The following is an 18472-nucleotide window of genomic DNA, read 5'->3' on the forward strand; positions in this document are numbered from 1 at the left end:
CATACGGCGGAGAATGGCGTCTTTCCTTTATTTACGGGCACATAGCCGGAACAGCACCGCCCCCATTGCCCCCCGGGAAGGCAGCGGAGCGGCCCGCCGTCCCGGTGCGGCCTTCAGTAGATGCCGAGGGCCAGGCCTGCCGCCAGGGCGGCACCCACTTCGGCGCAGCGGTCCAGATCGTCCGCCGCCAGAATCTTGGGAGCCAGAATGGCCTCCGGCGTCTGGGCCCGGGTGCACACGATGAGGGGCTCGGCCACCGCCTTGAGGCGCCAGCCGGTGGCGATGCGCATCACCTGCCGGGCCGCCCCCTGGCCGTCGCTGCCGGCGCACACCAGGACGGCGTAGGGACGGCCGTTGAGACGATCCAGGACGGGGTAGTAGCTGCGGTCGAAGAAATCCTTGAGTCGGCCGGCCATGGCCCCCAGGTATTCCGGCGTGACGAAGAGATAGGCATCGGCCGCCAGCAGGTCCGCCGGGCCGACGCTGTCGGCATGGCACAGGCGCACCGTCACCAGCGGCTCGTCGCCGGCACCCCGGGCGGCGGCCTCGGCCATGGCGGCGGCGCCGCCGGTCTGGGAGTGGAAGACGACGAGCAGGGTCTTCACGCCGAGAGCCCCGCCAGGATCAGTACTCGGGACCCCGGCTGCCCTGGAAGGCGCAGTTCTCGAAGCGGGTATATTCGCCGAGGAAGGTAAGGTGCACCGTGCCGGTGGGGCCGTTACGCTGCTTGCCGATGATGACTTCGGCCTGGCCCGGATACTGGCTCTTTTCCTTGTTGTAGTAGTCGTCCCGGTACATCATCATGATCACGTCCGCATCCTGTTCGATGGCGCCGGATTCGCGCAAGTCGGACATCATGGGGCGCTTGTCGGTCCGCTCTTCCACCTTCCGCGACAGCTGGGAGAGGGCGATCACCGGCACCGACAGTTCCTTGGCCAGGGACTTCAGGGCCCGGGAGATTTCCGACACTTCCGTGGCCCGGTTCTCGCCGCCGCCGGCCTTGGCGGAGACCATCAGCTGCAGGTAGTCGATCACGATCAGGCCCAGCTTGCCGCCGTACTGGCGCGCCAGGCGCCGGGCCCGGGCCCGCAGGTCCAAGGGGTTGAGGCCGCCGGTCTCGTCGATGTAGAGGGGCTTCTCGTGCATCTTGCCGAGGGCCATGGAGAGGCGGGACCACTCCTCGTCGTTGAGGCGGCCGGTACGCAGGCGGTGGGAATCGAGGCGCCCGAGGGACGCCACCATCCGCATGGCCAGCTGGGCGCCGCCCATTTCCATGGAGAACACGCCCACCGGCAGGCCCTGCTCCACCGCCACGTATTCGGCGATGTTGAGGGCGAAGGCGGTCTTGCCCATGGAGGGGCGGCCGGCGACGATGATGAGGTCGCCGGGCTGCAGGCCGGAGGTCTTGGAATCCAGGTCGATGAAGCCGGTGGGCACGCCGGTGACATCAGAGGGATTGTCCCGGTCATGCAGTTCCTCGATCTTCTGCACCACCTCGTTGAGCAGGGGGTTGATGTGCACGAAACCCTGCTGGGAATGGGCGCCCTTTTCCGCGATTTCGAAAACCCGGGTCTCGGCTTCGTCGAGCAGGGTCTTGGCGTCCCGCCCCAGGGGGTTGAGGGCGCTGGAGGCGATCTCGTCGCCGGCCGTCACCAGCTGGCGCAGGATGGCCCGCTCCCGCACGATCTCGGCGTAGCGGCGGATGTTGGAGGCCGACGGCGTATTGGCCGCCAGTTCGCCCAGATAGGCCAGGCCGCCGGTATGTTCGGTCTCGCCGGCCGCATCCAGGGCCTCGGACACCGTCACCACGTCCGCCGGCTTGCCCAGGGAGAGCAGGCGCTGGATCTGGCGGAAAATGCGCCGGTGTTCGTCCCGGTAGAAGTCGCCCTCGGCGACCATGTCGCCCACCTTGTCCCAGGCCTGGTTGTCCAGCAGCAGGCCGCCCAGCAGGGACTGTTCGGCCTCCAGGGAATTGGGCGGCACCCGCAACTGGGCCAGGGCCGGATCGATGGGGGAATCGGAAGGGTCGGAGCGGGAGAAACGACGGGGCTTGTTCATGGCGAGGTCAATGTCGAGGAAGGGCAATTCTACTCTGCCGCCGCCCATTGGGGCCCGTTGCAACGACAGCAGAAAAGAAAAAGGCCTTACAGGATCAACCTGCAAGGCCTTTGCGCAAGACGCCCCGCAGGGCGCTTGTGGCTTAGTGCTCGCCGAGGACGGAGACGGTGATCTGGGCGATCACGTCGGTGTGCAGGGCGATATCGATGGGGTAGTCACCGATGGCCTTCAGGTGGCCGTTGGGCATGCGGATGGCAGCCTTCTCGACCTTCTGACCCTGGGCTTCCAGGGCTTCGGCGATGTCGAAGTTGGACACGGAACCGAACAGACGGCCGTCCATACCGGCCTTGCGGCTGATCTGGACCATCAGGCCGTTCAGTTGACCGGCTTGGGCTTCGGCGGCGGCCAGCTTGTCGGCCTGGGCCTTTTCCAGCTCGGCGCGCTTGACTTCGAACTCAGCCAGGGCGGCGGGGGTGGCACGCTTGGCCTTGCGCTGGGGGATCAGGTAGTTACGGGCGTAGCCGTCCTTGACCTTGACCACATCGCCCAGGTTACCCAGGTTAACAACCTTTTCCAGAAGAATGATTTGCATGTTTCTCTCTCCCGATTAAACGTGGTTGTCGGTGTAGGGCAGCAGGGCCAGGTAGCGGGCGCGCTTGACGGCGACGCCCAGCTGGCGCTGGTAGTGGGCCTTGGTGCCGGTCAGGCGGGCCGGCATGATCTTGGCGTTTTCAGCGATGAAGTCCTTCAGCAGGTCCACGTCCTTGTAGTCGATCTCGACGATCTTCTCGGCAGTGAAGCGGCAGAACTTGCGGCGCTTGAACATGCCGCCACCGCGGCGCTTTTTCTTGTCATCGTCCTTCTTCTTGAAAAACGGTCGAGCCATTTTCATTTCCTTCCAAAAATTCGATTCGTTCTACGTGCAACATGGGCTGCCGGCTGTTCTTGCTCTTCAGGGCGAGAAACCCTTCGAGTCTTACCGCCTTGCCGGGCCCGGCATCCTGCAGCCATTTGGCTGTGGTTCCCAGGGCAACGACGTTGACTTCACATTCGACCTTGCGGGGGTGGCCGGCTTCGATCATTTCTGATTCGTGGCGCAGGCGCCCTTCGCTCACCGGCACGCCGGCGGGGGTGTAACGCAAGGGTTTGTGTTCGATCAGCGTCCCGGTGATGACAACGCGGTTTTCAGTCAGCTTCGCAGCAGCCAACGATTAATTAGGCAGCCGGGGCCGCTTCGGCGGCAGCGGCTTCAGCCTTGCCTTCGAGCAGGGACTTCGACTTCTCTTCCTTCATCATGGGGGAAGGAGTGGTCACGGCAGCCTTGGTCTTGACGGTGAGGTGACGCAGCACGGCGTCGTTGAACTTGAAGGAGTGCTCCAGTTCGTTCAGGGTCTCGCCGTCGCACTCGATGTTCATCAGCACGTAGTGGGCCTTGTGAACCTTCTGGATCGGGTAGGCCAGCTGACGACGGCCCCAGTCTTCCAGACGGTGGATCACGCCGCTGCGGGTGGTCACGATCGAACGGTAACGTTCGACCATGGCCGGAACCTGCTCGCTCTGGTCCGGATGGACGATAAATACGATTTCGTAATGGCGCATGTATTCTCCTTTTGGCTAACAGCCCTCCGCCATGCGTTCGCAGGTAGGGCAAGGTTGGAAAGCCGGCGAGTATAACGCGGTTTTCCAAGGAAAATCAAGGAAGACCGCGAACCCGGGAGAATCGGCGGCGACAGCTCAGAGCTGGTACTCGTCCTCGCCCCGGCCGGCGCCGCCGGAAAGGGCGCCTTCCATGGACTTTTCCACCGCCTTGCGCGTCAGGTGCGGCGCAAACAACTCAATGAAATCATATTCATAGCGGCGCAGATAGGTTCCCCGGCGCAGGGCTAGGCGGGTGGTGTTGGATTCGAACAGATGGCCCGCATCCAGGGCCACCAGGCCGTTCTGCCGGCCGTCCCGCTCCGGGTCGAAGGCGATGCGGGCGATGATGCCCAGGCCCAGACCCAGGGTGACGTAGGTCTTGATCACGTCCGCGTCGATGGCGGAGAGGACCACGTTGGGCGTCAGGCCGTGGCGCTCGAAAGCGCTGCTGATGCGGCCGCCGCCGGTGAAGGCCGGATCGTAGGTGATGAGGGGAAAGCGGGCCAGTACCGAGAGGGACAGGGGACCCTGCTCCAGGATGGGGTGGCCGGCCGGGGCGATGACGCAGTGGGACCACTGGTAGCAGGGCATGGTCACCAGGTTGGGCACATGGTCCAGGGCCTCGGTGGCGATGGCGATGTCGGCCTCGCCGTTGGCCGCCCACTCGGCGATCTGGGTCGGGCTGCCCTGGTGCAGGTTGAGGCGCACCCGGGGATAGCGCTCGGTGAAGCGCTTCACCACTTGCGGCAGGGCGTAGCGGGCCTGGGTGTGGGTGGTGGCAATGACCAGGCTGCCGGAATCGCCGCCGGCGTATTCCTCGCCCACCCGCTTGAGGTTTTCCGCCTCCCGCAGGATGCGGTTGGATATCTCCAGCACCGCCTTGCCCGGCTCGGTGATGCCGGTGAGGCGCTTGCCGCTGCGCTCGAAGACGATGATGCCCAGTTCGTCCTCCAGCATCTTGATCTGTTTGGAGACTCCGGGCTGGGAGGTGTAGAGTGCTTCCGCCGCCTCGGAAACATTCAGTCCGCGGCGGGAAACCTCGACCAGATAGCGCAGTTGCTGCAGCTTCATGACATAGCCTGCTAATAACTTTAGGTTATATCAATGTAGCACGATATTCTTTTGAGGCCAATAAACGGCTGTTACGATGCGCCCCACTTCACGACAAGGCGCACCATGGACTGGCTGTATACCCTCTCTGGATTCGTAGTCGGCGCCATCGTCGGTTTGACGGGCGTCGGCGGCGGTTCCCTCATGACTCCCCTGCTGGTGCTCCTGTTCGGCATCCACCCGGCCACCGCCGTCGGCACCGACCTGCTTTACGCCGCCGTGACCAAGGCCGGCGGCACCGTAGTGCATTCGCGCAAGGGTCATGTGGAATGGCGCATCGTCGGCCTGCTGGCTGCCGGCAGCATGCCCGCCACCGCCGTCACCCTCTACATCCTGGCCCACCTGCCCAAGCAGGGGCCGGAAACCACTGGCCTGATCTCCCTCTGCCTGGGCATCGCCCTGCTGCTCACCGCCTGTGCCATCATTTTCCGCAAGAAGCTGCAGTCCTACGCCTTGAGCCACGAAACTTCCTTCGTGCAACGGCATCAGACGCCTATCACCATCGCGGTGGGCGCCACCCTGGGGGTGCTAGTGTCCATTTCCTCCGTCGGCGCCGGCGCCCTGGGCGTGGCCGCCCTGTTCTTCCTCTACCCCAAGCTGCCCGCCGTGCGTATCGTCGGCAGCGACGTGGCCCACGCCGTGCCCCTAACCCTGGTGGCAGGCACCGGCCACTGGCTCATGGGCAGCGTGGACTGGCAGCTGCTGACGGCCCTGCTGATCGGCTCCCTGCCCGGCATCTGGGTCGGCAGCCACATTTCGGCCAAAGTACCGGATAAAATCCTGCGCCCCATCCTGGCCACCATGCTGGTGCTGATCGGCGCCAAACTCATTGCCCACTAAGACTCTTTCGCCCGAGGCCCTACGATGTACCGTTACGACAATTATGACCACGCCCTCGTCCAGGAACGGGTAGCCCAATTCCGGGACCAGGTGCGCCGCTGGAAGGCCGGTGAACTCTCGGACGAGGAGTTCCGCCCCCTGCGCCTGCAGAACGGCCTCTACATCCAGCGCCATGCGCCCATGTTCCGCGTCGCCGTGCCCTACGGCATGCTGTCGAGCGCCCAGCTGCGCCGCCTGGCAAAAATCGCCCGGGACTACGACAAGGGCTACGGCCACTTCACCACCCGCCACAACCTGCAGTTCAACTGGATTCCCCTGGAGCGGGTGCCCGACGCCCTGGCGGAACTGGCGGAAGTGGAAATGCATGCCATCCAGACTTCCGGCAACTGCATCCGCAACGTCACCACGGACCAGTTCGCCGGCGTCGCCGCCGATGAAATCCTGGACCCCCGGCCCCTGTGCGAACTGCTGCGCCAGTGGAGCACCTTCCACCCGGAATTCGCCTTCCTGCCGCGCAAATTCAAGATCGCGGTGAACGGCGCCCTGGAAGACCGGGCTCTGACCTGGTTCCACGACATCGGCCTGCACATCCGCAAGAACGAGGCGGGCGAAGTGGGCTTCCGCGTCATCGTCGGCGGCGGCCTGGGGCGCACCCCCATCCGCGGCCAGGTGGTGCGCGAGTTCCTGCCCTGGCAGGACATCCTCACCTATAACGAAGCCATCCTGCGGGTCTACAACCGCTACGGCCGCCGCGACAACGCCTACAAGGCCCGCATCAAGATCCTGGTGCAGGCCCTGGGGGTGGAAAAATTCGCCGAGCAGGTGGAAGCCGAATGGGCCCACCTCAAGGGCGGCCCGGCCACCATCACCCAGGCCGAATACGACCGGGTGGCGGCCTTCTTCAATCCCCCCGCCTACGCGCAGCTGCCGGCCATCGACGACGGTTTCGTCCAGGCCCAGGCCGAGCAGCCCGCCTTCGCCCGCTGGGTGGAGCGCAATGTGCGCCCCCACCGGGTTCCCGGCTATGCCGCCGTTACCCTTTCACTGAAGAAGCCGGGCACCGCCCCGGGCGACGTCACCGACCAGCAGATGGACCGGGTGGCCGACCTGGCCGACCGCTACAGCTTCGGCGAGGTGCGCGTCACCCACGAGCAGAACCTGGCGCTGGCCGACGTGCGCCAGGACGAGCTGCAGGCCCTGTGGCAGGACGCCAAGGCCGCAGCCCTGGCCACGCCCAACATCGGCCTCATCACGGACATGATCTGCTGCCCCGGCGGCGATTTCTGCGACCTGGCCAACGCCAAGTCCATCCCCATCGCCAATGCCATCCAGGCCAAGTTCGAGGATCTGGACTACCTCTACGACATCGGCGACATCGAGCTCAACATCTCCGGCTGCATGAACTCCTGCGGCCACCACCACGTAGGCCACATCGGCGTGCTGGGCGTGGATAAGGGCAACGAGGAGTGGTACCAGATCACCCTGGGCGGCCGTCAGGGCAACAACGCCCACCTGGGCAAGGTCATCGGCCCCTCCTTCCCCGCCGACGAAGTGGCCGGCGTGGTGGAAAAGCTGATCCGGGTCTACCTGGACAACCGCCACGAGGACGAGCTGTTCATCGACACCCTGGACCGCCTGGGCGTGGAGCCCTTCAAGGACAAGGTGTACGGCGACCGCCTCAAGGGCAAGAAAGCCGCCTGACCCATCGACACGGAATAAAGGAACGACCATGACCCGCATCATCAAGAACCGCGCCGTCGTCGAAGACAGCTGGAGCGTGCTGCGTCTGGCCGAAGGCGAGACGGCCGACACCATTGACCTGCCCCAGGGCCCGGTACTGGTGCCCCTCTCCGTCTGGCATGCCCGGAAATCCGCGCTGCTGGCCGCTTCCAGCCCTGCCGCCCCGGTGGGCGTGTGGCTGGCCGCCGGCGAAGGTCCCGAAAGCCTGGCCGACGACCTGGCCCAGCTGTCCGTAATCGCCGTGGATTTCCCCAAATTCACCGACGGCCGCGGCTACTCCGCCGCCCGCCTGCTACGGGAGCGCTACGGCTACCAGGGCGAAATCCGCGCCATCGGCGACGTGCTGCCGGACCAGCTGTTCCTCATGGCCCGCTGCGGCATCGACGCCTTCGCCCTGCGCGCCGACAAGGACGCGGACAAGGCCCTGGCCCTCTTCGACACCTTCAAGACCCCCTACCAGGCCGCGGTGGACCAGCCCCAGCCCCTCTTCCGCCGGAGGGCCGCATGAGCGTCATTCCCGCCCAGTTCCGCGTCTCCGACGAGCTGCGGGCCGCCACCGCAGCCAAGGCGGAAGCCGCCAAGACCCTGCTGGCCCAGATCGCCCAGGACTTCTCCCCGGCCACCTTCGCCAACAGCCTGGGGGCCGAGGACATGGTGCTGACCGACCTCATCGTCAAGGCGGGCCTGCCCATCGAAATCTTCTCCCTGGATACGGGCCGCCTGCCCCTGGAAACCTACGACCTGATGGCCGCCGTGCAAAAGCACTACGGCTTGAAGCTGAAGGTGTTCTACCCCCGCCACGATCTCACCGAGGAATACGTGCGGGCCAACGGCATCAACGCCTTTTACGAATCCATCGAGCTACGCAAGGGCTGTTGCTACGTGCGCAAGGTGGAGCCCCTGCAGCGGGCCCTGGCCGGCAAGCAGGCCTGGATCACCGGCATGCGCGCCCAGCAGGCCGCCACCCGGGACGGCCTGGCGGTGCGCCTGTTCGACGAAGCCAACGGCCTGGAGAAGTTCAACCCCCTGGCCGACTGGAGCGAGAAGGAAGTGTGGGCCTATCTGCTGGATAATGGCGTGCCCTACAACAAGCTGCACGACCAGTTCTACCCCAGCATCGGCTGCGCCCCCTGTACCCGCTCCGTCACCCCCGGCGAGGACATCCGCTCCGGCCGCTGGTGGTGGGAAAATCCTGAAACGAAGGAGTGTGGCTTGCACAAGAAGTAAGTTGAAGGATTTCGTCGTAGGCTAACTTTGCAAAAGTTAAGGTGCGCTAGCACCGGCCGAAGACACAATCCCGAGACCAAGGAATGCGGGCTGCACAAGAAGTAGGCCTCGCCTGCAAGCTCCGCCGATCTTAGAAAACGTTGCGACCCGGTACTGAAAAATGACCACTCTGACCAAGCAAACCCTCTCCCACCTCGACTGGCTCGAGGCGGAGGCCATTCACATCATGCGTGAAGTGGCCGGCCAGTGCGCCAACCCGGTGCTGCTCTTCTCCGGCGGCAAGGACTCCATCTGCATGCTGCGCATCGCCGAAAAGGCCTTCCGCCCCGGCCGCTTCCCCTTCCCCCTGATGCACATCGACACCGGCCACAACTACAAGGAAGTGGTGGAATTCCGCGACAAGCGGGCCGCCGAGCTGGGCGAGCGCCTCATCGTGCGCTCCGTGGAAGATTCCATGAAGCGCGGCACCGTGGTGCTGAAGCATGAGGGCGAATCCCGCAACAAGCACCAGTCCGTGACCCTGCTCGAAGCCATCGAGGAATTTGGTTTCGACTGCTGCATCGGCGGCGCCCGCCGGGACGAGGAAAAGGCCCGGGCCAAGGAGCGCATCATGAGCTTCCGCGACGAGTTCGGCCAATGGGACCCGAAGAACCAGCGCCCCGAGCTGTGGAACCTCTACAACGCCCGGGCCCACAAGGGCGAGAACATCCGCGCCTTCCCCATCTCCAACTGGACGGAAATGGACGTCTGGCAGTACATCGAGCGGGAAGGCCTGGAGCTGCCCTCCATCTACTTCGCTCACACCCGCCCGGTGGTGATGCGCCAGGGAGCCATCGTCCCGGTCAATGTGCCCCTGGTTTCCGGCGAGCTGACCAACCTGCCCAAGGCCGGCGAGGAAATCATCGACCTGCAGGTGCGCTTCCGCACCGTGGGCGACATCTCCTGCACCGCCCCGGTGGAATCCGACGCCGACACGGTGGAGAAGATCGTCCTGGAAACCGCCACCACCACCATCACCGAACGGGGCGCCACCCGTCTGGACGACCAGACCAGCGAGGCCTCCATGGAACAGCGTAAGAAGGAAGGGTATTTCTGATGTCCGCCCCCGAAAAAATTGAAAATCATGGTCTGCTGCGCTTCCTCACCTGCGGCAGCGTGGACGACGGCAAGAGCACCCTGATCGGGCGCCTGCTGTTCGACACAAAGACCATCCTGGCCGACACCCTCTCCGCCATCGAGCGCACTTCCCAGAAGCGCGGCATGGAAGCGGTGGACCTCTCCCTGCTCACCGACGGCCTGCAGGCCGAGCGGGAACAGGGCATCACCATCGACGTGGCCTACCGCTACTTCAGCACCGGCACCCGCAAGTACATCATCGCCGATGCCCCGGGCCACGAGCAGTACACCCGCAACATGGTGACCGCCGCCTCCTCCGCCAACCTGGCCATCATTCTGGTGGATGCGCGCAAGGGCGTGCTGACCCAGACCCGGCGCCACTCCTACCTGGCCCACCTGGTAAACATTCCCCACCTCTTGGTCGCTGTGAACAAGATGGATCTGGTCAATTACGACCAGGCCGTGTTCGAGAAGATCAAGGCCGACTACCTGGCCTTCGCCGCCCAGCTGGGCATCGAGGACGTGCGCTTCATCCCCCTCTCTGCCCTCAACGGCGACATGGTGGTGGATCGGGGCGAAGCCCTTTCCTGGTACAAGGGCCCGACCCTGCTGGAAATCCTCGAAGCCGCTCCCGGCGCCCACAGCGAGCAGGCCGAAGCCTTCCGCTTCCCGGTGCAGTTCGTCTGCCGCCCCCAGGACTCCGCCAATCCGGAACTGCACGACTACCGGGGCTTCATGGGCCGGGTCGAATCCGGCGAGCTGGCTGTCGGCGAAGCGGTCACCGTGCTGCCTTCCGGTCGGGAAACCAGGGTCAAGGACATCCAGATCGGCGGCCAGAGCATTCCCGCGGCCGTCTCCGAGCAATCCGTGACCCTGCTGCTGGAAGACGAGATCGACATCTCCCGGGGCGACATGATCGTGCGCAGCGCCGCCCAGCCCCAGGTGGTGAAGCAGATCGACACCACCGTCTGCTGGCTGGCGGAAACGCCCCTGGACCGGGCCCGCACCTACCTGATCCGCCACACCACCCGGGAAGTGAAGGCCAAGGTGGCCAGCATCGATTACCGGGTGGACGTGAACACCCTGGAACAGCAGGCCACGGACAAGCTGCAGATGAACGACATCGCCCGCGTCAGCTTCAAGCTGGCCCAGCCCCTGTTCATCGACCCCTACAGCCAGAACCGGGCTACCGGCGCCTTCATCGTCATCGATGAAAGCACCAACAACACCATCGGCGCGGGGATGATCGGCTGAGTGGGTTAAGGGCTTTTAGCCACAGAGGACACCGAGGGCACCGAGATTCGAGTGCCTGATGTTCCGCAGTGGCAGAGCCCTGAAAGACAAGAGGGACGCCATTCTCCAGAGCATCAAGCTGGAGAATGGCGTCCCTTCAGCTTTCCGGGGCACCTGATTTTTGGCGGCTATGCCTTCTCGAACAGGGCGATGGATTCCACGTGGGAGGTGTGGGGGAACATGTTCACGATGCCGGCGCCACTGAAGCGGTAGCCCTTCTGATGCACCAGGATGGCCGCGTCCCGGGCCAGGGTGGAGGGGTTGCAGGAGACATAGACGATGCGGCCGGGACTATCCTCCCCCAGGGCCTTCACCACTTCCACCGCCCCTTCCCGGGGCGGGTCGATCAGCATCTTGTCGAAATGGCCCAGGGCACCGAGGGACTTGGGCGTGCATTCAAAGAGATTGGCGACGCCGAAGGAAACGTTGGCAGCCAGGCCGTTGGCCGCCGCATTTTCCTCGGCCCGCCGGGTCAGCTCCTTGAGGCCTTCCACCCCCACCACCCGGGCGCCGCTGCGGGCGATGGGCAGGGTGAAGTTGCCCAGGCCGCAGAACAGGTCGGCGATGCGCTCCCCGGGCCGGGGGTCCAGCAGGCGCATGGCGCGGCGGATGAGCATCTGGTTGATGCCCGGATTGACCTGGGTGAATTCGGTGGGGGAAAAACGCATTTCCAGCCCGAACTCCGGCAGCAGGTAGGAGAGGTCAGGACCATCCACGGGATGGAAGCGGTAGGCCGAAGCCGGTCCCTTGGGCTGCAGGAAGAAAACGATGCCGTGCTCGTCGGCAAAGGCCCGCAGCAGCTTCTCGTCGGCCCCGCTGAGGGGCTCCAGGATGCGCAGCACCATCACCGTGCACTTCTCGCCCACGGCGATTTCCACCTGGGGCAGCCGATCCCGGATCGAGAGGCGCACGAAGAGCCGGCGCAGGGGCACCAGCAGGTCGGAAACGTGGGCCGGCAGGATGGGACAGGTATGCAGGTCGGCCACATAGCTGCTGCGCTTCTCGTGGAAGCCCACCAGCATCCCCTTGGATTCCACCATGCGCACGGTCAGCCGGGCTCGGTGGCGATAGCCCCAGGTAGGGCCGTAGATGGGGTTGTAGACCTGCTCCGGCTTGAGCCGGGCCAGATGCCACAGGTTGTTTTCCAGCAGGCGCTGCTTGGCCGCCACCTGGGCGGTGGGCTCCAGGTGCTGCATGCTGCAGCCGCCGCAGGTGCCGAAATGGGGACAGCGGGGAGGAACCCGGGCGCAGGAGGGGCGCAGCACGGCGCTGACCTCCCCCACGGCGTAATTGGGTTTCTCCCGGAACAGGGCGTACTCCACCGTTTCCCCGGGGAGGGCGCCTTCCACGAACACGGTCTTGCCCTCCAGGCGCGTCACGCCCCGGGCGTCGTGGTCCAAGGATTCGATCTTGCCGACAGGCATGGGCCCATCCCCCGAAAAAAGGCGCCATTCTACCAGCGCGCCGGCAAAGGCAAAGCCAGCCGGCGGCGGCGGTTGCGCCGCCCCATGGCGGTTGCTATGGTAGGCACTCCACGGGAGCCCGCCATGCCTGAACGCCTTCTCACCAGCCGCACCGAACTGGATGCGGCCCTGCTCCAGCTGCTACCCCTGGCGCAGCAGTCCATCCGCATCTTCGACGGCGACCTGTCCAGTTTTCCGCTGGAAAGCCCGGAGCGGATCGCCCTGCTGCAGGAGTTCCTGCGCCGCCCCAATACCCGCCTGACCCTGGTGCTGCAGCACCCCGGCCCCAGCCAGACCGGCTGCCCCCGGCTGGTACAGCTGGCGCGCCAGCACGGCCACACCTTCACCTGGCTGCAGGCCCCGGAAAGCCTGGCCAACCTGCAGGACGCCATGGTCCTGATCGATGCCGAGCACGCCCTGCTGCGCTTCCACCGGGAACAGCCCCGGGGCAAATGCATCGAGGCCGATGCCCGGGCCTGCCACCCCTACGCCAAGCGTTTCGAGTCCATCCTGGCCGAAGGGTGCAGCGCGGTCGCCCATACCCCCCTGGGTCTGTGACAATCTGTTACATGCCAGGCGTATAGAAAAGGGCCTTGCAGGCTATACCCGGCTGAATTTACTGCTATAATGCCGCCCTGATTAGCCCCCCCTGGCTGATCAGCCTCAGGATTGTTTGGATCACACACTAATTGATAGGGAATAAACAATGAAGCACTCTCTCCTCGTTGCTGCTCTGGTTGCCCTGGCCGTTTCCGCTTGCGGCAAGAAAGAAGAACCCGTCGTCGCCGCTCCGGCTCCCGCTGCTGAAGCTCCCGCTGCTCCGGCCGCTCCCGCTGCTGCCCCCGCTGAAGCTGCTGCTCCCGCTGCTGACGCTGCCAAGCCCGCTGAAGGCGCTGCTGCTCCCGCCGCTGCTGCCCCCGCTGAAGCTGCTGCCGCTCCCGCCGAGAAGAAGTAATCTCGCTGTTGCGCAGTAGAAAAAAGCCGACCTCCGGGTCGGCTTTTTTATTGCCTGTTTTTCCCCGGGCGAGAAGCAACTCCCCCAGGCCCCATCAGCAGAAGCTGCGCCACCCCACCCCGTTTTCCTGATCCGCCACCCCGATCCACTCCGCTGCACAGCCCAGGGCCCCGCTCAAGGCGGCCACGGCCAGTTCGGGCCGGTTGCACTTCTCGCTCAGATGGGCGGCCACCACATGCTGCAGGGCGGAAGTATCCAAACGGGTCAGCAACTCCGCCGCCACGTCGTTGGCCAGATGGCCATGGCTGCCGCCGATACGGCGCTTGAGGAAGGGTGGGTAGACGGATGCAGCCAGCAGATCCGGATCGTGGTTGCATTCGAGGAACAGGCCGTCGCAGGCCTGCAATACCTCCAGCACGTGGGAGGTCAGGCTGCCGCAATCGGTGAGCACGCCCAGGCGCCGGTTGCCGTCGCCAAAGACATACTGGACGGGCTCCCGAGCGTCGTGGGGTACGGTGAAAGGCAGGATTTCCAGATCGCCGACAGCCAGGGACTGCTGGCTGTCGATACGCCGTAGCTGCCCGTAGGCGGACTCGGACTCCGGCAGCATGGTCGCGGTACCCGGAGTCAGCCACACCGGCAGATTGAACCTGGCAGCCAGGCGCACCACACCGGCCAGATGGTCGGAATGCTCATGGGTGACCAGCACGCCGGCCAGGGTTTCCGGCTCCACCCCCAGGCGCTGCAGCCGGTAAGTGGCTTCCCGCAGGGAGAAGCCGCAGTCCAGCAACACGCGCGTGCCACCGGACTCGACCAACAGACCGTTGCCCCGGCTGCCGCTTCCCAGGGAGGCGAAGCGCATGGCAGGCGGTCGCTTACTTCAACTGCTCGTACAGCAGGCCCAGAATCTTCTTGGCGGTATCGGAACGGTCCACACCGCCTTCGCGGGAAAGCACCTGAACGGTACAACTGCTGCCCTGATCCTTCACCAGGATGCGGTACTGGATCTTGGAATCGGACTTGTCGTCACCCTTCCAGAAGGCCAGCTTGGACATGAAGCTCTTGTCGGCCTTCTTGTCGTCCACTTCCGGGTCCACATAACGGACGAAGAACAGACCCTTGGAGCGATCCCGGTCTTCCACGGTGAAGCCGACCCGATCCAGGGACAGGCCGACACGGCGCCAGGCCCGGTCGAAGCGTTCCTGCAGCTCCAGGGCGCCCTGGCCGTCATCGGCCCGGGTCAGTTTGGCCCGCTCGACCTGACGGTCCTTGGCCGCAGCCACCATGGCCTCGGCCTTCTTCTCTTCCGTGCCGAAACGGACCATCAGGCGGCGCAGCATCTCCGCCTCCAGTTCCGGATCCGCTTCCCGGGGCTGCCAGCGGGTCTGGTCCTTGCCCTCGGAGATATACACCTCATACATGCCGCGATGGCTGATGAAAATATCCACGGTGCCCGGCTCGGCACCCGGTTCGATACGGGTGCGGAACTTGTCGCGCTCGGCGGTGGAATAGAGGGAGTCGAACATCTTGCCCAGGGTGCTGCGGATGATGTCCTCGCCGATCTTGGCGCGGTTTTCAGCCCAGTCGGTTTCCATCACGCCGGCCTCGGGCACTTCCACGTTGACCAGGAAGCCGGTCTCCTGCCAGAAGTCCTTGATCATGGGCCAGACCTGGTCGGGGGTGCCGGCCACCACCAGCCAGCGCTGGGTGCCGGAACGCTCGATGCGGGTCTTGTCCACCTGGGGCAGCACTTCGCTGCTCTTGGCGGAGCCCCGGGCCTGGGGATCCCGCTCGGCCGCATAGGCGGAGAAGGTGGCGCTGCCGCGGCCGCCCGTATCCGGCACCGCATAGCGGTCATCCCGGGTGGGGGAGGTCAGGTCCGGAGGAATCTCCAGGGTCGGGGCCTTGATGGCCGACTTGTAATCAATTTTCTTCGATTCCGGCAGGATGCCGCTGCACCCTGCCAGCAGGAGGGACGCCACCAGGGGCGTGCAAACGATACGCTTCATGGGATTCCGTAACTTAGGCAAGCACGCCGGCCTGGCGCATGGCAGAACGCACCCGCTCATGGCACTCGGGCGAGAGGGTGGTCAGGGGCAGGCGGATGCCGCCGGGGATGAGGCCCAGCTGCTGCACGGCCCACTTCACCGGGATGGGATTGGCTTCGCAGAACAGATGGCGGTGCAGTCCCAGCAGCTTGAAGTGGATTTCCCGGGCCTTGGCCACGTCGCCGGCCAGGGCGGCGGCGCACATCTCGTGCATCAGACGGGGCGCCACGTTGGCGGTGACGGAAATATCGCCCTTGCCGCCCAGCAGGATCAGGGCCACGGCGGAAGCGTCGTCGCCGCTATAGACGGCGAAGTCGGCCGGGGCGCGGGCGATCAGGTCGGCGCCGCGCTCCAGGTTGCCGGTGGCGTCCTTGATGCCCACCACGTTGTCGATCTGGGCCAGGCGCAAGGCGGTGTCGTTGGACATGTCCGCCACGGTGCGGCCGGGCACGTTGTAGAGAATCACCGGGATATCCACCGCTTCGGCGATGGAACGGAAATGCTGGTACAGGCCTTCCTGGGTCGGCTTGTTGTAGTAGGGCACCACGGAGAGGGCCGCATCGGCGCCGACGCTCTTGGCGAAGCGGGTCAGCTCGATGGCCTCGGAAGTGGAATTGGCGCCGGTACCGGCGATCACCGGAATCCGGCCGGCCGCATGCTTGACCGTGGTACGGATCAGCTCGGCATGCTCGTCCACATTGACGGTGGGGGACTCGCCGCTGGTGCCGACGATGACGATGCCATCCGTCCCTTCCCGTACGTGAAAATCGATGAGCTTCTTCAGGCTGTCGTAATCGAGACGGCCATCGTCGGACATGGGGGTGACGATGGCAACAATGGAACCGGTAATCATGGAGGTCACGAATTCGGGAAAAATGATCGCAGGATTCTACCCCGAAGATCAGGGCAGAAGTGTAAAGGAATGTGACCCGGGCCTGAGGCGCCCGGGTCCCGGGCAAGGCTCAGAGATCGGCCAGGGCCCGCAGGTGGGCGCAAACGCTGCGCGCCAGGGAGGAGAGGACGTAACCGCCTTCCAGCATGGAGACGATGCGCCCCTGGCAGTGGCGCTGGGCCACCGTTTTCAGTTGCTGGGTGACCCAGGCGAAGTCGGACTCCACCAGCTTCATGCTGCCCATGTCGTCTTCGTAGTGGGCGTCGAAGCCGGCGGAAATGAACAGCAGCTCGGGCCGGAACTCGTGCAGGCGGGGCAGCCAGATGTCGGAAACGACCATGCGGAAGTCCTCGCCGCCGGTGCCGGCCGGCAGGGGCACGTTGCACATGTTGTCGGCAGTCCCGTCGGCCCCGCTGTAGGGGAAGAAGGGGTGCTGGAACATGCTGACCATGAGCACCCGCGGATCGTCCTTGAAAATGTCTTCGGTGCCGTTGCCGTGGTGCACGTCGAAATCGACGATGGCCACCCGCTTCAGGCCATGGACTTCCAGGGCATGGCGGGCCGCCACGGCGATGTTGTTGACGAAGCAGAAGCCCATGCAGTTTTCCCGCTCGGCGTGGTGGCCGGGGGGGCGGATGGCACAGAAGGCATCGGTGGCCTCGCCCTTCAGCACCAGATCCACGGCCATGACGCCGGCGCCGGCGGAGCGTTGGGCCGCCGTCCAGGTGTGGGGATTCATGGCCGTATCCGGGTCCAGGTGGGCGATGCCGTTTTCCGGGGCCGTGCGCTTGAGCCGCTCCAGGTAGGCCGGCGAGTGGGCGCGCAGCATCTGCTCCAGGGTGGCCAGGGGCGCATCGTAGTAGGAAAAATAGGGATCCAGCCCCTGGGCGATCATCTGGTCGCTGATGGCCGTGAGACGGGCGGGACATTCCGGGTGGTAGGACCCCATGTCATGCAACTGGCAGTCCCGATGGGTAATGAAGGCGGTGGTGGTCACGTAGGTCGTCCGAGCGTTGAGCGGCCCTGGGTGCGCTGTCTCCTGTACGGAGACGTCTCCTCCCGGTCCGGATTTTGGTTATGGATATAATCGTTCGTGCTGCTACCGTTCTCATCTGTGATTATTATCCCAACATCGGGAAGCCACAAGCCATGCCCCTTCCAGCCTCCCAGACCTCTCCGGGCGACGGCATCGCCGCCGTCCTCGATGCCGCCAACCGCGTCATCCTCGGCAAGGACACCCAGGTCCGGCTGGCCCTGGCCTGCCTGCTGGCCCGGGGCCACCTGCTCATCGAGGACCTGCCCGGCGTCGGCAAGACAACCCTGGCCCACACCCTGGCCCGGCTGCTGGGCCTGGACTTCCAGCGCATCCAGTTCACCAGCGACATGCTGCCGGCGGACATCCTGGGCGTATCCATCTTCGACCGGGAACACGCCGACTTCCGCTTCCTCCCCGGGCCCATCTTCACCCAGGTGGTGCTGGCCGACGAAATCAACCGGGCCACGCCGAAGACCCAGAGCGCCCTGCTCGAAGCCATGGAAGAACACCAGGTGACCGCCGAAGGCATCACCCGGCCCCTGCCGGAACCCTTTTTCGTCATCGCCACCCAGAACCCGGCCCACCAGGTCGGCACCTTTCCCCTGCCCGAGTCCCAGCTGGACCGTTTCCTCCTGCGCCTGGAACTGGGCTACCCGGACAGCCGGGCCGAACGGGCCCTGCTCGAATCCGGCGGCCGCCGCAGCCAGGTGGCTGCGCTGGCGCCCTGCCTGACGCCCCCTGCCCTGGCCGGATTGCAGGACGAGGTGGCGCGGGTCCATGCGGCGCCGCCCCTGCTCGACTATGTGCAGGCCCTGGTGGAAGCCAGCCGGCGCGCCCCCGCCTTCCGCCACGGCCTCAGCCCCCGGGCCGCCCTGGCCCTGCTGGCGGTGTCCCGGGCCTGGGCCTACCTGGCCGGACGCCGCCAGGTGCTGCCGGAAGACGTCCAGGCCGTCTGGCCCGCCCTCGCCTGCCACCGCCTGCCCCTGGCCCAGGGCAGCGGCCATGCCAGTCCCGAGGAAGCCCTGGCCCTGCTGCGGGGCGTGGCCCTGCCCTGAA

The 18472-nt window shown here is 65.4% G+C and carries 21 protein-coding genes; 9 read left to right on the top strand and 12 right to left on the bottom strand.

Going from position 1 to position 18472, the window contains the following annotated elements; all coding sequences use genetic code 11:
• Window positions 1-113: 113 nt before the first annotated feature.
• The 7 genes from AZSP09_RS06300 to cysB all read right to left on the bottom strand — a co-directional run bounded on the left by AZSP09_RS06300 (window position 114) and on the right by cysB (window position 4767).
• A complete protein-coding gene (locus AZSP09_RS06300) occupies window positions 114-605 on the bottom strand; it encodes a flavodoxin family protein (RefSeq protein ID WP_197739066.1) in 492 nt (163 codons plus the stop codon).
• A gap of 19 nt (window positions 606-624) precedes the next feature.
• The gene (gene dnaB, locus AZSP09_RS06305) at window positions 625-2058 is read right to left on the bottom strand and encodes a replicative DNA helicase (protein ID WP_043799125.1); all 1434 of its coding nucleotides are present in this window, start codon (window positions 2056-2058) and stop codon (window positions 625-627) included.
• Window positions 2059-2200: 142 nt separating this feature from the next.
• On the bottom strand, window positions 2201-2650 hold the full coding sequence (rplI, locus tag AZSP09_RS06310) for a 50S ribosomal protein L9 (RefSeq protein ID WP_014237062.1): 450 nt from the start codon (window positions 2648-2650) through the stop codon (window positions 2201-2203).
• Window positions 2651-2665: 15 nt separating this feature from the next.
• Complete coding sequence (rpsR, locus tag AZSP09_RS06315; protein WP_014237061.1) at window positions 2666-2944, bottom strand: 30S ribosomal protein S18; 279 nt, start codon at window positions 2942-2944, stop codon at window positions 2666-2668.
• Window positions 2910-3266 (bottom strand): primosomal replication protein N, encoded by a 357-nt coding sequence (gene priB, locus AZSP09_RS06320; protein ID WP_232058863.1) that lies wholly within the window; start codon window positions 3264-3266, stop codon window positions 2910-2912. The genes rpsR and priB overlap by 35 nt, the downstream gene beginning before the upstream one ends.
• 7 nt (window positions 3267-3273) lie before the next feature.
• Window positions 3274-3657 carry a 30S ribosomal protein S6 gene (gene rpsF / locus AZSP09_RS06325; protein ID WP_014237059.1) on the bottom strand — a complete coding sequence of 128 codons (384 nt, stop codon included), beginning with the start codon at window positions 3655-3657 and terminating at the stop codon, window positions 3274-3276.
• 135 nt (window positions 3658-3792) lie between these two features.
• Window positions 3793-4767, bottom strand: a complete 975-nt coding sequence (cysB, locus tag AZSP09_RS06330) for an HTH-type transcriptional regulator CysB (protein ID WP_014237058.1) — start codon at window positions 4765-4767, stop codon at window positions 3793-3795.
• 105 nt (window positions 4768-4872) lie between these two features.
• Between cysB and AZSP09_RS06335 the strand changes: the two genes are divergently transcribed.
• From AZSP09_RS06335 to cysN, 6 genes are all read left to right on the top strand, one after another.
• Complete coding sequence (locus tag AZSP09_RS06335; protein WP_014237057.1) at window positions 4873-5646, top strand: sulfite exporter TauE/SafE family protein; 774 nt, start codon at window positions 4873-4875, stop codon at window positions 5644-5646.
• A gap of 24 nt (window positions 5647-5670) precedes the next feature.
• Window positions 5671-7347: a nitrite/sulfite reductase gene (locus AZSP09_RS06340; protein ID WP_152089503.1), complete on the top strand. Its 1677-nt coding sequence runs from the start codon at window positions 5671-5673 to the stop codon at window positions 7345-7347.
• Window positions 7348-7375: 28 nt separating this feature from the next.
• Complete coding sequence (locus tag AZSP09_RS06345) at window positions 7376-7894, top strand: DUF934 domain-containing protein (RefSeq protein WP_014237055.1); 519 nt, start codon at window positions 7376-7378, stop codon at window positions 7892-7894.
• On the top strand, window positions 7891-8613 hold the full coding sequence (locus AZSP09_RS06350; protein WP_152089504.1) for a phosphoadenylyl-sulfate reductase: 723 nt from the start codon (window positions 7891-7893) through the stop codon (window positions 8611-8613). The genes AZSP09_RS06345 and AZSP09_RS06350 overlap by 4 nt, the downstream gene beginning before the upstream one ends.
• A 160-nt stretch (window positions 8614-8773) precedes the next feature.
• Window positions 8774-9709 carry a sulfate adenylyltransferase subunit CysD gene (gene cysD, locus AZSP09_RS06355; protein WP_152089505.1) on the top strand — a complete coding sequence of 312 codons (936 nt, stop codon included), beginning with the start codon at window positions 8774-8776 and terminating at the stop codon, window positions 9707-9709.
• On the top strand, window positions 9709-10983 hold the full coding sequence (gene cysN, locus AZSP09_RS06360; RefSeq protein ID WP_152089506.1) for a sulfate adenylyltransferase subunit CysN: 1275 nt from the start codon (window positions 9709-9711) through the stop codon (window positions 10981-10983). Before cysD ends, cysN begins: the two co-directional genes overlap by 1 nt.
• Window positions 10984-11150: 167 nt before the next feature.
• Here cysN and rlmD read toward each other — a convergent pair whose 3' ends face one another.
• Window positions 11151-12446, bottom strand: coding sequence for a 23S rRNA (uracil(1939)-C(5))-methyltransferase RlmD (rlmD, locus tag AZSP09_RS06365; RefSeq protein ID WP_152089507.1), 1296 nt, complete (start codon window positions 12444-12446; stop codon window positions 11151-11153).
• Between the two features lie 123 nt (window positions 12447-12569).
• Between rlmD and AZSP09_RS06370 the strand changes: the two genes are divergently transcribed.
• Together AZSP09_RS06370 and AZSP09_RS06375 are read left to right on the top strand one after the other, a co-directional pair.
• Window positions 12570-13043 carry a DUF7931 domain-containing protein gene (locus tag AZSP09_RS06370; protein WP_152089508.1) on the top strand — a complete coding sequence of 158 codons (474 nt, stop codon included), beginning with the start codon at window positions 12570-12572 and terminating at the stop codon, window positions 13041-13043.
• Window positions 13044-13191: 148 nt separating this feature from the next.
• A complete protein-coding gene (locus tag AZSP09_RS06375; protein WP_083833950.1) occupies window positions 13192-13440 on the top strand; it encodes a hypothetical protein in 249 nt (82 codons plus the stop codon).
• A 94-nt stretch (window positions 13441-13534) separates the two neighbouring features.
• On the opposite strand, the gene AZSP09_RS06380 is transcribed toward AZSP09_RS06375, so the two are convergent.
• The 4 genes from AZSP09_RS06380 to AZSP09_RS06395 all read right to left on the bottom strand — a co-directional run bounded on the left by AZSP09_RS06380 (window position 13535) and on the right by AZSP09_RS06395 (window position 17377).
• Window positions 13535-14302 (bottom strand): MBL fold metallo-hydrolase, encoded by a 768-nt coding sequence (locus AZSP09_RS06380; RefSeq protein WP_152089509.1) that lies wholly within the window; start codon window positions 14300-14302, stop codon window positions 13535-13537.
• A gap of 13 nt (window positions 14303-14315) precedes the next feature.
• Entirely contained in the window at window positions 14316-15449 is a 1134-nt protein-coding gene (bamC, locus tag AZSP09_RS06385; RefSeq protein WP_014237048.1) for an outer membrane protein assembly factor BamC, read from the bottom strand.
• Window positions 15450-15462: 13 nt separating this feature from the next.
• On the bottom strand, window positions 15463-16341 hold the full coding sequence (dapA, locus tag AZSP09_RS06390; RefSeq protein WP_152089510.1) for a 4-hydroxy-tetrahydrodipicolinate synthase: 879 nt from the start codon (window positions 16339-16341) through the stop codon (window positions 15463-15465).
• Between the two features lie 109 nt (window positions 16342-16450).
• Complete coding sequence (locus AZSP09_RS06395; protein ID WP_014237046.1) at window positions 16451-17377, bottom strand: histone deacetylase family protein; 927 nt, start codon at window positions 17375-17377, stop codon at window positions 16451-16453.
• 152 nt (window positions 17378-17529) lie between these two features.
• On the opposite strand from AZSP09_RS06395, the gene AZSP09_RS06400 reads away from it, so the two are divergent.
• Complete coding sequence (locus AZSP09_RS06400; RefSeq protein ID WP_152089511.1) at window positions 17530-18471, top strand: AAA family ATPase; 942 nt, start codon at window positions 17530-17532, stop codon at window positions 18469-18471.
• Window position 18472: the final 1 nt, after the last annotated feature.

This window comes from Azospira sp. I09, from assembly GCF_009177135.1.
Lineage (GTDB): Bacteria > Pseudomonadota > Gammaproteobacteria > Burkholderiales > Rhodocyclaceae > Azospira > Azospira oryzae.